General features: G+C 64.4%; 12 protein-coding genes. 2 read left to right on the plus strand and 10 right to left on the minus strand.

The window, feature by feature from the left end:
* Positions 1-158: 158 nt before the first annotated feature.
* The 8 genes from NLM15_RS31925 to NLM15_RS31960 form a co-directional block, all read right to left on the minus strand.
* Positions 159-1,619, minus strand: coding sequence for an undecaprenyl-phosphate glucose phosphotransferase (locus NLM15_RS31925; protein WP_254121734.1), 1,461 nt, complete (start codon positions 1,617-1,619; stop codon positions 159-161).
* A 128-nt stretch (positions 1,620-1,747) separates the two neighbouring features.
* Positions 1,748-2,788: a peptidylprolyl isomerase gene (locus NLM15_RS31930; protein WP_254121735.1), complete on the minus strand. Its 1,041-nt coding sequence runs from the start codon at positions 2,786-2,788 to the stop codon at positions 1,748-1,750.
* On the minus strand, positions 2,785-3,378 hold the full coding sequence (locus tag NLM15_RS31935) for a hypothetical protein (protein WP_254121736.1): 594 nt from the start codon (positions 3,376-3,378) through the stop codon (positions 2,785-2,787). Before NLM15_RS31935 ends, NLM15_RS31930 begins: the two co-directional genes overlap by 4 nt.
* A gap of 2 nt (positions 3,379-3,380) precedes the next feature.
* Complete coding sequence (locus tag NLM15_RS31940) at positions 3,381-5,186, minus strand: putative porin (protein WP_254121737.1); 1,806 nt, start codon at positions 5,184-5,186, stop codon at positions 3,381-3,383.
* Between the two features lie 71 nt (positions 5,187-5,257).
* Positions 5,258-5,977, minus strand: a complete 720-nt coding sequence (locus NLM15_RS31945) for an energy transducer TonB (protein ID WP_254121738.1) — start codon at positions 5,975-5,977, stop codon at positions 5,258-5,260.
* Positions 5,978-5,986: 9 nt separating this feature from the next.
* Positions 5,987-6,391 carry a biopolymer transporter ExbD gene (locus NLM15_RS31950; RefSeq protein WP_027534659.1) on the minus strand — a complete coding sequence of 135 codons (405 nt, stop codon included), beginning with the start codon at positions 6,389-6,391 and terminating at the stop codon, positions 5,987-5,989.
* 4 nt (positions 6,392-6,395) lie between these two features.
* Positions 6,396-8,342: a DUF2341 domain-containing protein gene (locus tag NLM15_RS31955; RefSeq protein WP_254121739.1), complete on the minus strand. Its 1,947-nt coding sequence runs from the start codon at positions 8,340-8,342 to the stop codon at positions 6,396-6,398.
* The gene (locus NLM15_RS31960) at positions 8,343-10,145 is read right to left on the minus strand and encodes a ShlB/FhaC/HecB family hemolysin secretion/activation protein (protein ID WP_254121740.1); all 1,803 of its coding nucleotides are present in this window, start codon (positions 10,143-10,145) and stop codon (positions 8,343-8,345) included.
* A 179-nt stretch (positions 10,146-10,324) separates the two neighbouring features.
* Here NLM15_RS31960 and NLM15_RS31965 point away from each other — a divergent pair, with 179 nt between their 5' ends.
* Entirely contained in the window at positions 10,325-11,113 is a 789-nt protein-coding gene (locus tag NLM15_RS31965) for an RNA polymerase sigma factor (RefSeq protein ID WP_254121741.1), read from the plus strand.
* Positions 11,010-11,327 (plus strand): FecR/PupR family sigma factor regulator, encoded by a 318-nt coding sequence (locus tag NLM15_RS44095; RefSeq protein ID WP_375166890.1) that lies wholly within the window; start codon positions 11,010-11,012, stop codon positions 11,325-11,327. The genes NLM15_RS31965 and NLM15_RS44095 overlap by 104 nt, the downstream gene beginning before the upstream one ends.
* A 45-nt stretch (positions 11,328-11,372) precedes the next feature.
* Here the strand turns inward: NLM15_RS44095 and NLM15_RS31970 are convergent, their stop codons facing one another.
* Positions 11,373-12,143, minus strand: a complete 771-nt coding sequence (locus NLM15_RS31970) for a transglycosylase SLT domain-containing protein (protein ID WP_254121742.1) — start codon at positions 12,141-12,143, stop codon at positions 11,373-11,375.
* A gap of 77 nt (positions 12,144-12,220) precedes the next feature.
* A complete protein-coding gene (locus tag NLM15_RS31975; RefSeq protein WP_254121743.1) occupies positions 12,221-12,634 on the minus strand; it encodes a hypothetical protein in 414 nt (137 codons plus the stop codon).
* Positions 12,635-12,708 lie beyond the last annotated feature (74 nt).

Raw genomic sequence — 12,708 nt, forward strand, 5'->3', positions numbered from 1 at the left:
CTGCCCCATTAGCGCATGCGACCACCGATGCGACCAGGCATCATAAGGCGGCGGTCCCCTGCTCCAACCGGGCGCGCCAATGAACCATTCCCGGATCTACCAATGTTAGCTTTTCCGACGACACCTCTTCGAGGCCGATTGCAGCCGGACAGATTTCGTCAATACGCGTTGGGCGACCGGACCAGTTCGAGTGCCGTCTTCAGAATGATATGGATATCCAATATCAGACTCCAATTATCAATATACCATAAATCGAGTGCAACTCTCCGCTCCATGAGTTCGAGCCGCGGTGTGCCTCCGCGATAGCCTTGAACCTGCGCCCAGCCGGTAATTCCCGGCTTGACGTGATGGCGAAAGGCGTAGTTCGCGATCATGCTGCCGTATTCGTAGTCGTGCACCAGCGCGTGCGGGCGCGGCCCGACGATCGACATGTGGCCCTGGATCACGTTGAGCAGCTGCGGCAGCTCGTCGATGCTGGTCTGGCGGATCAGACGTCCCACGCGGGTCACGCGCGGATCCTGCTTGGTCGCCTGCACCACCGTGCCGCCGTCCTCCTGGACGCTCATACTGCGCAGCTTGTAGATCACAAAGGGCTTGCCGTTGAAGCCGTGGCGACGCTGCCGGAAGATCACCGGCCCCCTCGACTCCAGCTTGATTGCGACCGCGACGACGATCAGCGCAGGCGACAGCACGACCAGCGACGTCGCCGCCACGATGACGTCGAGCAGCCGCTTGGTCAGGCGGTCGAGCACCGACAGCGGCGCCGGCTGCACCTCCACCATGTAGTGCCGTTGAGGAATCGAGGCTTGGTGGCGCAGCACGGTCGACACCGCGCGATCGGGCAACAGACGCACCGGAAGCGGAATGACGCGCAACTGGTCGAGCAAGGCCTCGATGTGCTGCGGACCAGACCAGGACAGCGCCAGCACGATCTCCTCTGCCGCGGCGTCCCGTATTCGCTTCATCAGCGCATCATCGTGCCGGATCGCTCCAGGGACGGAGCGTCTTGGCGCTTCGTGGCTCGGCAAGATGATGCGCTCGACCTCGTGCAGGCCAAATCTGGCGAGCAGGTCGCCCCTTCCGAACTGGGCCAGCTCGCCTTGCGTTCCGATCACCACCGCACGTCGGCCGCGGATCGTGCCGGCGACAAGCGCCAAGCGAAGGCGTCGTTTTCCCAGCCAGCGCGCGACGAGAAGGCCGACGCCGCCAATCGCGAAGAAGCAGACGACCGCACCACGCGATGCGTCGCCGCCGGATTTGAACAGGAACAGCACGACCGCAAGGACGAGAGTAGCCAGACACCAGCCGGCCCAGACCCGCCCGCCACCGAGTTCGTCTTCCAGAAGCTGGTTCAACCGGTAAAGACCGAGGAAGTGGGCGACCAGGACGTAGGCGAGACTGGCCACCAGGCCAAGCCCGGCATAGAAGGAGGCATCCTCGGCGGTGCCACCAAGCGCGCGCTGATAGGCGATGCCGCCGATGGCGCCCGCTGCAACGATGATCGAGCAGTCCACGGCCGCGAACAAGGGCTCGATGAGGCTGAACGGGATGGCAAGACGGACCCGCGATCGGCCTTCGAACGCCGATGTCGTTTCACCCGTATTGGTCAGATCGGTCACAATTCGCCCCCGGGATCGGTTCGCGATCCCGATATCATGAGCATTGTACCATAATTATGATACTTTTGCTGACGATTAACCAATGTGTCGTCCGCCGATGACGGCGCCCGGGATCGCCATCCGATGCGCTAGCGCGACGGCGCAGCCTCCGGCTTCGCATCGGGTTTAGGCTCGAGCAGCCTGGACAGCGCGATCTCGTTGACGACGGGCGGGGTCTGCTTCAGGAGCTCCGCCACGTAGGCACGGCGATTGGCCTCGATGCGCTCGGCCCGCATGCGCTGCACGAGGGCATCTCGCACGTCCACGAGCGGCCGCGTATGCGACGCCTCGGTGTCGAGAAGTTTCAGGACGTGCCAGCCATCCTCGAGCCGGATCGGATCGGTGACGCCCGACTTCGGCAGGCCGGTGACCTGTCCGCGGATTTCGGTGCGCATATCGGGCTCGGCGACCCAGCCGATCTCCCCTTCCCGCCCCGCGGTCGCCGCATCGTCGGACGATGCCTTCGCGATCGAGCCGAACTCCGCACCGGGCTGCTTGATCTTCCGCACGATGTCGTCGAGCTTTTTCCGCGCGGCGTCCTCGGCCGCCTTGTCGGCGTCCTTGGCGAGGTTGACCACGATTTGGGCCAGTCGGAAGCGGCGGGGAACGAGGAACGCGCTGGCGTTCGCCTCGTAGACGCTTTTGATGTCGGCCTCGTTCGGATAGCTGTCGCCAAGCGCCGTGACCGATTGCAGGTAGCTCTCGACGATCAAGGCGTCGCGCGCGCGCGAAAGCTGCGTCACCACCGCCGGCTGCTGGTCCCACTTCTTGGTTGCGGCTTCCTTGAGCACCAGGCGGTTGGCGAGGATCGCACGCACCGTCTGGCTCAGCAGCGCGGGATCGCGCGCCATCGCCGCCTGCTGGCGAGTATCGAGAAGCTGGATGGTGGCGCGCACTTCCTCCGCCGTGACGTCGCTGTCGCCGACCCGGGCGATGATCTCGCCACCTCTCACGGCTGAATTGTCCTGCGCCGCGGGGGCCTGCTGCACTGCCGCCGGAGCGGCCGGCGCCGGCGTCGCGCGCGGGGCTACGGGCTGGGACGGATTGCGCGTCTGCGTCAGCGCCGGCGATGACGCCGCAATGCACAGCGCACCGGATAGCAGCGCGAGCTTGAAAACGGTCCCGGTCATGGCTTGGCCTTCTGTTCGATGATCTTGTCGCGAAAATCCTGGGCGGCGTTCTGATGTTCGACCCGCTTCAGCCCGAACACGGGATCATGGCTGATCACCTTCTCCATCGGATCCATCGCCTCATATTGCTTGACGACATCGTCGGCGATCTTGACCAGGCGGACGTTCTTGGACTCGCAGGCCTTGGCACTCGCCTTCCAGTTCGTTGCCTCGCCTTCGAATTTGGAGCGCTCCGCATCCTTGGTGCGCGCCACGCTCGCCGCCTCGCCGTAGGCGGCCTTCCACTTCTCCAGTGAATCGTCCCGCTCGGCGATGCGCTCGTTGAAGTCTTTCACCGCCTGGCGATAAGCCTGCTCGGCTTCCTTGACCTGGGCGCGATAACCCTCGTTCTGCTTGCGCAGGCGGTCGCGCTCCTGCTCGGCCGCAGTCAGCTTGGCCTGGACCGCGGCACGTTGATCCTCGGCAGCGCGCGCCTGCGCCGTGGCGCTGCGCAACGCCTCACGCAGGCGATCGCTTTCCTGATCCGCATGCGCGGCCGGCGAGACGAGCAGCGCCACTACGGCAATGGACGACAGACCCAACAGCCGCATGATCAGAACCTCGCGTTGAGATCGAGCTGGACGATGTCGACCTTATACGGCAGGCCGGCGATATTGTTCGCGCTCATCCAGCGCACCGCCCCCCAGATGTTCTCGCCGAGACCGACATTGCCGCCGATGAAGTAGCCCTTGAGGTTGGTGCCGCCGAGACCGAAGTCGGAATCGGCGAACGCATCCACCGTCGCGTCGGACTCCAGGTATTTGTAGCCGACATGCGCGTTCCAATCCCAGAGATGCTTGATCTCCTTGTTGCCGACGGTCATGCGCGCAAGCCAACCCTGGTTGCCGCCGTTGTACGGGCCCGGGCCGCCGTCCGGCGTCCCCGCAAAGTTTGTCGGGCGCACGGCGACAGCCGCAACGGCGGATCGATTGAACGCGGTATTCCAGATGTACTCGGCATCCAGAATGACGTGGATCGGATTGAACTGGGCGAGGTCGAGCTGCGCGCTCGCGACGACGGGCCGGAATTCGCTGGCCAGACCGTAGTACTGATAATCGAACGTCGGAGCCGGAACCAGCGTGTCCGGAATGTTACGCAGCCGCATGTAGGTGTTGCCCTTCTGGGCAAAGGACGGGCGAGACAGATCTGTATCGCACGTGTCGCTCGCCAGATAGACAAGACAGGAGCTCGACAGACGCCCTCTGACGTTGGTGAAATCGTAGTAGGCGACTGCCATCGTCAGATTGGTTTCGGCATCGAACCTCGCGGCGAACCCCGTCTGAGCACCGAACAGCCATTTGTCACGGCTTGGCAGCTTGACCGGTACGACGTTGTTCTGTTGCAGATCCGCGATGTTCAGGCCGGCGTTCAAATCTGTGTTGAACACCGGAAAGGCGCCGCCAACGAAGAACGGCGTGAAGCCCTCCTCCACCTCATGCCTGGCCTGCACGGCGAAGCCGTCGAAGCCGAGGTCCTTGTACCACACCAGATCGGTCGGCGACCAGAACGGGTTGTCGAACCGGCCGACCGAAGCCACGACATCCTGCACGGGCTGGTACTTGATGAACGCACGATCCAGCCACACCGCATATTTCGAGAAATTGCCGCCATTGCCGCCGAAGGTCTGATTGGTCGAGACCGGCGAGCTGTTCTCGCCCGTCGCGATCCTCAAACCCGCAGTGAATCCATCGAACAGATCGACGTCGGCGCCAAGCCTGGCGCGAAAGCGAAAGCGATTGCGATCCTGCGAGACATTGTAGGACGGCGGAAAATATGGGTTGGGGGGCGCCGAGTTGTTCTCTTCTTGGAATGGAGAGCCCGTGTTGATGGCGTTAAAATTCGTGAGCGGCGCGTTACCCGCCGGAAAATGGTCTCCTTCATATCGCGTGCGGATGTCGCCGTAGAACTTGATCCGCTGCGCCCATTCCGGATACATGCCGGGCGAGGCCCAGTTCTCCTTGTGGGCGCGGTCCATCACCTCGGCCCTGATCTCTTCGCGCAGCTGCTTCTTGACGATCTCGGGCACGTAGGTGACGCGCTTGGTGCCGGGCGGCGACGTCGCATCGGCGGCGCTGGTCGCCTTCTTCTCCGCGCCCTCCGCCTTGGCCGCCGCATCGCGCGTGGCCTGGCGGGCGACATAGGCTTCGTCGTCGGCCTGCTTGACCAACGTGGCCGCCTGCTCCTCGCTGAGCGTTCCCTGCTTCACGAGCAGATTGATCAGATTGACCGTCGCATTCGACGATGGCGGCGCGTCGCGCGAAACGGTCGGACGCTTGCCCTGCGGCATCCCGTCGTCCTGTGCCGCGGCGGGGGCTGCGAGCGAGACCAGCATCAAGGCCGTCGCTGCCAGCTCTCGCATCTTCATTTCACGCCACATGACGTCACCTCTTCCTGCTCTCAACTCACTCATAGTCACTCGTCTCACCACACTCAGGTCGGACTTCGACCGGTGAGCCGCGTTTCGATCGGCATCGGCATGTCTCTCGGCGGGGGTTCGCGCACGCGCATGCCGCTCACGACCTGGTCGCGAATGGCCGCATCAAGCGCGCTGTCTCCCGTCGACGGTGACAACGTCACGCGCGTGACCCGCCCAGAGTTGTCGAGCCACACTTTGATGACGGTCTGCGCCGTTGCGTCGCGAGTTTTTTCATTGGTCTGAAGCGCTGCCGCGATCTGCGTCTGAAGGATGCTCGCATACCAGCCGAAACGGCCGTTGCCCCCGCCCCCTCCGCCGCCACGACCTTTCCCCTGCGCAAAGCCGCCGCTGCCCGGCCCGGTGCCGAGACCAAGATCCGGCGGCCCCGGCGTCGCATCCGGTCCGGCATCGGGTGGCGCGTCCTTGGGGATGTCGACCGGCTTCTCCTCGACGACATCCGTGACCGGCGTCTGCTCTATCACCTTCTGCTCGGGCTGCTGTTCCGGTTGCTGCTCGGGCAGAGGCGGCGGTGGAGGTGGGGGCGGCGGCGGCGGAAGGACCATCGTGACCTGAAGCTCGTTCACCTTGCGCGGTGGATCCTTGTCGCCGCTCATCACCATGACGACGACGCCGACCACCAGAGCGACCACGACAAGTGCCGAGCCGCCGAGTAGCAGATAGCGCCGCCATGCCGGCGGGCCGTCGTCGTCGTTGCTGTCGTCGCCCCAAGCCATCGTCGCGTCTCATCGCGCCGACGGCTTGGTCGCCATGCCGACCTGGGTGAAGTTGAGGCGGCCGAGCAGATCGAGCACGTCGACGACGTTCTGGTACTGGGTCTGGCTGTCGCCGCGCACGACGATCGGAAACTCCGGCGTCAGCGCGCGCTGCTGCACGAGCCGCTGCTCGAGCTCGGGCAGCGTCACGGGGATGGTGTCGAGGAACAGCTTGCCGTCATTGGCAACCGTGATCGCTTTGGTGGTCTGCTGCGCGAGCGACGGCGCCGCACTCGCCTTCGGCAGGTTCACTTTCATGCCCTGCACGGTCGCCGTGGTCATGATGATAAAGATCACCAGCAGCACGTAGGCGAGATCGAGCATCGGCGTGATGTTGATGTCGTCGTACGGCTTGCTCTCGGACTGGACTTGCATGGGTTCACTCCGCCGCCTGCTTGACCGGCTCTTCCGGCAGTTCGTAGGACTCCGCGATTCTCGTGATGAACTCGTCGACGAAAACCTGCATCTCGCTGCTGACGTCCTTGATACGGATCGTCAGGTAGTTGTAGGCAAACAGCGAGGGGATCGCGACGCCGAGGCCCGCGACGGTGGCGACGAGCGCGGCAGCGATGCCGGGAGCGATCGCGTTGACGTTGACGTCACCGCTGGCCGCGATCGCCGCGAAGGTGATCATCACGCCGACGACGGTGCCGAGGAGGCCGAGGAACGGACCGCCGGAGATCGCAATGGTCAACATCACCATCAGACGATTGAGGCGCTGGTTCTCCCGCACGAAACCGCTGTCGAGCACGGCGCGGATCGACTGGATCGCCTGCGGCGAGAGCCGGCGGTAGCCGCCGCCCGCAAAGCGGCGCCGGATCTCCTGCGCGCCCGCGGCGAACAGGTGGTAGAGCGGCGCGGCATGGACGGTCTTGCGTTGCTTGGCGCCGAGCTCGCCGCCGAAGCTCGGATCGTTCTCCTGGCTGTCGAGCTGAAGCAGGCCGCCAATGTCGGTCGAGGTTTCGCGAAAATGCTTGAGGAAGATCGTGTTGCCGGTCGAAACCCGATTCAAATACGAGATCCGGTCGACCATGACGTACCAGCTGATCAACGCCATGATCCCCAGCAGGCCGATCACGACCCAGCCGTCGAGCGTCACCGATCGCAGGATCACGCCGAAATAGCCGCCGCTGAACCAGCCCGAATTCTCCTCGTCGACGCTGAAGGAGATCAGCTTGGCCTGGTCGGGGCCCTGCCCGATCGCCGACAGCTTGATGAAGCCGGCCGGACGCGCGACTTTCGCGATCTGGAATTCATCGACGTCGCCGGCAAAACCTGCGGCGGATCCAGCCGGCGCGGCCGCGGGTGACGTTGCCTGCGCAGCATCAGCGGCGGGCGCGGCCGCAGCCGCTGCATCTGCCGCTGACGCTGCGGACATTGCACGACCAAGCTGCGCCACGCCCGTCATGGTGGGTAGACCCGCGGCGAGCGTAGCGGCCTGGTTGCCGTCGACGTAAAGCGTGATCTGGCTGCCCTTGGCCGTGAACGCGATCTGGTGCCAGGTCCCGGCTGCGATCGCCGTCCCGCCGGCGCTACGCTGCGTGTTGCCGCCGTTTGCGACCTCCACGAACGCAACACCATTGTCCAAACCGACGGTGAGCCCGTTCGCACCTTCGGTGCGCGCGAACAGCACGGCGCCGGGCTGCAGCGCGGTCATCTTGACCCACAGCGACCAGCTGAGCTCGCCACCTTCGGCCACGACCAGCGAGGGCGAGCCGGGAAGCATGAGCGCGGTCTGTCCGTCGAAACGCGCGCCCTGACCGATGATCGCACCGTCCGCACCCGGCACCGCGTTCTGCGCGGTATTGGCCCAGGCCGTGATGTCTTGCGCCGGCGTCGCGCGGTCGTTGAAATGATAGACCAGCAGCGTGTCGGGATCGTAGGTCCCCTTCGCGTCCACCGCGGTCGGCGCCTTCTGGTTGCCATAGTAGAGCCAGATGTCGTTCTTGGTGCCCGGCTTCAGGTCGGCAACACCGACCCAGACCAGCGCCTCGCCGAGTAGCGAGTCGTATTTCTCGACATGGTGCTTGAGCGGCGTCTTGTCGTCGGCGGCGACGAAGCGAAGGTCACCGCCGTCCTCCTTCGCCGCACCGAAGCGGAAATTCCCGACGTGAAGACGGACCAGGATCGGCGTCATGCCGATCGCATCGCTGATGCCGGCGCCGGACGCTCCGGTGTCGATCGTGATCTTCTTGCGGAGCGTCCACTGATCGTTCCACCACGCCGATGCCTGGCTTGGCCACAGCGCGGCGAGCAGGACGAGCGCGAGCATCACCGGCGCGCTCAGGCGAAATCCGGGACGTGATCCAATGCGAAGGAGCGACATCTAGAATTCTCCCCAGACCCGGAAGCTGAACCGTGGATGATTGGCGACCGTGACCTGCTGGCTGGTCAGCGGCATGCCGACGAAAACGATGCTGTTGAGATAACGCAGGCTCTTCATGCGCATCCCGACGCCGTAGCTCGCGAGGTCGAAATGCGACTGCTGATCGACCAGCGGCTCATGGATCCTGACGTTGCCGCCGTCGACGAACGTGAAGAAGCGCACCTCGTCGAAGGCGTTGTACTTGATGGATTCGCCGATCGGATTGGGCAGCTTCTGCTCGAGATATTGCGCGAGATTCGGCGTGCGCAGCTCCAGCGTGCCGGCGATGCCATAGTCGCCGAGCACCTCGGATTCGAGATAGCCGCGCACCGTGTCCTGCCCACCGAGGCTGAATTGCTCGCTCGACACCAGCGGCTGGTCCGCCGCCTGCCCCTGGAGCTTTGCGTAGAGCTGGAAGCCGCCAGCGAAATCCTGCGTATGCGAGATGTCGGCGTGCAGCGTGATGAAGCTCGCGGTCGCGTCGAAGCGCTTGGCGTCGAACTCGTCGCGGCTGGAGCCGATGCCGCGCAGACCGGCGGTGACCGTGGCGTTGAGTTGCATGAGCCGCCCCTCACCCTGCCATGTCGCACCGTAAGTGCCGACGAGCGGCACATAGGTCACGGGCGAGTCGAAGGCATCGGAGCCGAGCTTAAGCGACTGCTTGAAATCCTTGTAGTCGACGCCGAGAGACAGCGTATGGAACAATTCGCCCTTGGACGGCAGCGTCAGCACCGCACGTCCACCGACCACCTGACCGGGGCCGACAACAGTCGAGCCGCCGACGGTTGCGACCGAGCTGTCCGAACTCAGGCCATAGACGAGGACGCTAAGCCAGTCGATTTCGGTCCGCGCCAGGTACGAACCCGACACCACCATGGCATCCTTCGGGTTCATCGGTGAGACCTGGTACGTCCACGTCATGGAGTGACCGAGCTGCCATAGATTGTCGTAGCGCATCGATATGCTTGTGCGCAGCGGCGTGGTGCTCGGGCTCTGCTTGTTGTTCAGCTCGATGCTGCCGTGGAGCGGAAACGTGTCCTCGATGTTGAGATCGACGTCGATGGTGCCGGGCGCGACGCCCGCTCGCAGCGCCGGTGTGACGCGCCGGTCGGGCCAGCGGTTCAGCGCGACGATATCCTTGGTCACGTCCTGAAAATTGGGCAGTGTTCCTTCCTTCAAGGAAGGCGCGCTGCTCTTGACGTTGTCGAGGTCGAAATAGCGCGAGCCCTTGACGCGCAGGCGCCCGACCCGGTTCTCGGTGACCTTGAGCACGACGAAGCCACGCTGCGCATCCTGCTGCGGCACGGCCACGCTGACGGTTTGAAGACCCTTGTCGTGATAGGCCTTCTCCACTGCGACGCGGGCCTTCTCGACATCCTGCGAACTCTTGTCCGGACCGAGGAAGGGATAGACCGCAGCCTCGACCTCGATCTGCGGCAGATTGTCCGCACCTTCGATACGATACTCGTCGATATCGAAGCGGGCTTCCGGCGCCGCCGGCTTGGCCGCGTCCGCCCCACCCTTGGCCGCCTCTTTGGCCGGCTTCGCATTTGCGGGCGCAGCAGCAGGCTTCGCCGCAACCGGCCTGGCCGCGTCGGCCTCGGATTTCGCTGCAGCCGGCTTCGTGCAGATCGCGCAGATGATCAGGCTGCAGACGGCGAGGCGCGAGGCACACGCCGCGCCGGACCGGCCACTCCGCACGGCGCACAGCAGCAACGGCCCACGACGGCGCGCGCCCTTATGATACAGACCACGCGATTTCACCTCAGCCTCGATATCATGCTCGCATTACGGACGCCCTCCGGCGGCCGCAGCATCCTTCGGACAGCCCGAACTGACCGAAACGCGCCGATCTGCGGCGCCTTATCCGGTAGACGTTGCGCGCGCAGCCGCAGCGAAAACTTTTTTCACGACGCGCGCGACGCGGCTAGATCGCTCGTGTGATGATTTCGCGCAACATAACTCCACTATCACGCAACGCCTGTTACTCACTAACAGTTCGTCACATTACCGTTGTGCGGCCTAACTACCGTCCGGCCACAAATTGGGGACTGAGTGAAGTGGGGCGTAGCATGACCATCGACAGCATCAGCAGCTTGCGGACTCTTCTGCTGGCGGAGTATGTCGACTTCGATCGCAGGTTGACGCGCCGACTGGGCTCCTCGGATCTCGCTTCCGAAGCGCTCAACGAAACTTACCTCCGTCTCGAAGGCATGCGCGAGCTCGGGCCCGTGCGCAGCCCGAAGGCTTATCTGTTCCGCATCGCACTTAACATCGCCGCCGACCGCCGCCGCGCCGAGAGGCGCCGCCTCACCGTCGACGAGGTCGATGCCCTGCTTGAAATTCCTGACGACCGGCCCGACGCCGCACGCGTGATCGAGGACCGCTCCGAGGTCAATCTGCTCAGGCACGCGATCGCCGAGCTTCCCGAACGCCGCCGGCGCGTGCTAACGCTATCGCGCATCGACGGCATGCCGAACCGGGAAATCGCAGCACTTCTCGGCGTCACCGTCCGCACGGTCGAGACCGACCTCAAACAGGCGGTCGAGCATTGCGCCGGTCGCCTCAAACGTCCTGCGCGCGCCAAATTCGGTTTTCAGCGTCCCGCTTCGTCTTACGTACATAGATATGCCGATCGCGAGCATCCGCTCACGGCCGGCGTGTGCGGGAAAGCGCTGGATCGTGACGAAGCGAAGCCATCAGGTCGATCACTTAGATCCCTTAATCCGTGAAGCCCTTTCATGGATCACGCGCCTCAAGTCGGGCGAGGCGACGCTTGCGGATGCCGAACAGCTGATCGACTGGCGCGGGCGAAGCGCCGCGCACGAAATTGCTTTCCGGGATGCCGTAAAATGCTGGCGCGCCATCGGCCAAGCGCTTGCAACCGGCCGCCCCGCTCCGGCGAGCCGGCGGCGGCGCGCACCCAAGAGCAAGGCGCGCGCATGATGCGTCAGGCCCGGCTTGCGGGCCGCACGGTCCTTCTGCTGCCTGTCAACGCAGATCAGACGGCATCTTGCGGTCGGCCACGCTGCGCAGGCGCATGTTGAGATCGGCGAAATTGATCGCGCTGCCCGCCGTCAGGACGCGACCACGTGCTGGTCCGGCGCCCGCCGAAGTCCATCCGAAGGTCGGTTGTGGAACGCTGCCTGCGACGGCAACGCCATTGGCTACCAGGTGTGCGCGAACGCGCGTGCAGTACTCGACCGACAGATAGGAAAATCGCGTCTCGCCATGGCCGGCGCGATATTTCATCGTCGCTGTACAGAGATCGCCGTTGGCCCGGCGCCAGGCACCGGCGAGATAGCGTACGCCGTAATGCACGTTGACCTCAGGCGAAGCCAGCTCCGCCGGCGTTCCGGCAAAACCCATCATCCGTGCGGTCGGCAGCATCACCTGCATCAATCCGACTTCGCCGTCCATGCCGACCACGGCGGGATTGTATCGACTCTCGACCGCCATCACCGCATCAACAAGCGCGGGCGGCAGGCCGAAAGCCGACGATTCACGCTCCACCAGTTGCCGGTACTCGGCACGGCCGGCGCGCCAGTCGCGACCGAACACGGCGCTCGTGCGGTACGTGAAATTGGCGAGCAGCGGATTTGCGGGGGGAAAATCGGCGGCCGTGAGCGGACGCGGTGCAAACGGTTCCAGCGCCAGAGGCTTCACCGCGCCATCATGCACATCGTCCACAGAGGCAGTGCTGCCGGTTTCGGCCTTGCTGCTGTCTTCATGCTCCTGGGCACGTCCCTCGCCGCCCGCCACGATGAGCAGGCACAGCGCTGCGACCCTCCACGACCGCTGCTTGTTGCGACTGCCCTGCATGTCTGAGGATTCAAGCATCAGCGGTGCGGCACGACAGTGGGGGCGGATGGCCGAAAGGGGACCGCCGAACGACCGTAATTGGAGCCATATTGCTGACGAACGGCCGCCTCGTTGGCATTGCCGACACGCACGTCGGACGAGCGCGCATCGACCGGCGGCAGGTTAAGTGAAGGATTGACCTTGTTGACCTCGCGTTTGAGCTGCTGATTGATGCAACCGAACGCGCTCTCGTTTCCGATCTGCACATCGACACAGCGTTCATACGTGGGCTTTGTCGGCGGCCCGCCGATGATTGTGCCCTGCCGCTCACCCGGCGGTTTGCCCGGACCGGCGGATTGGGCCGCCGCACCCCCCTCCGTCGCGAGCACGACGAGACCGGCCGCGAGAGCGTGGCCGCCGATGCGCGCCGACCAATGCAAAACCCGACTCATGGCCCTGCTCCTCCACCAGCAGGCAGGTTCTTTGATCAAGCCGTGGGCGAACATTAACATAATTCGATGCCGAC

Source organism: Bradyrhizobium sp. CCGB20 (assembly GCF_024199855.1).
Taxonomy (GTDB): Bacteria; Pseudomonadota; Alphaproteobacteria; order Rhizobiales; family Xanthobacteraceae; genus Bradyrhizobium.

Coding starts and splice junctions, on each gene's coding strand:
- NLM15_RS31950 (WP_027534659.1), bottom strand. CDS start 6,391: ATGCAAGTCCAGTCCGAGAGCAAGCCGTACGACGACATCAACATCACG.
- NLM15_RS31935 (WP_254121736.1), bottom strand. CDS start 3,378: ATGCGGCTGTTGGGTCTGTCGTCCATTGCCGTAGTGGCGCTGCTCGTC.
- NLM15_RS31965 (WP_254121741.1), top strand. CDS start 10,325: ATGATTTCGCGCAACATAACTCCACTATCACGCAACGCCTGTTACTCA.
- NLM15_RS31940 (WP_254121737.1), bottom strand. CDS start 5,186: ATGCGAGAGCTGGCAGCGACGGCCTTGATGCTGGTCTCGCTCGCAGCC.
- NLM15_RS31945 (WP_254121738.1), bottom strand. CDS start 5,977: ATGGCTTGGGGCGACGACAGCAACGACGACGACGGCCCGCCGGCATGG.
- NLM15_RS44095 (WP_375166890.1), top strand. CDS start 11,010: ATGCCGATCGCGAGCATCCGCTCACGGCCGGCGTGTGCGGGAAAGCGC.
- NLM15_RS31930 (WP_254121735.1), bottom strand. CDS start 2,788: ATGACCGGGACCGTTTTCAAGCTCGCGCTGCTATCCGGTGCGCTGTGC.
- NLM15_RS31955 (WP_254121739.1), bottom strand. CDS start 8,342: ATGTCGCTCCTTCGCATTGGATCACGTCCCGGATTTCGCCTGAGCGCG.
- NLM15_RS31975 (WP_254121743.1), bottom strand. CDS start 12,634: ATGAGTCGGGTTTTGCATTGGTCGGCGCGCATCGGCGGCCACGCTCTC.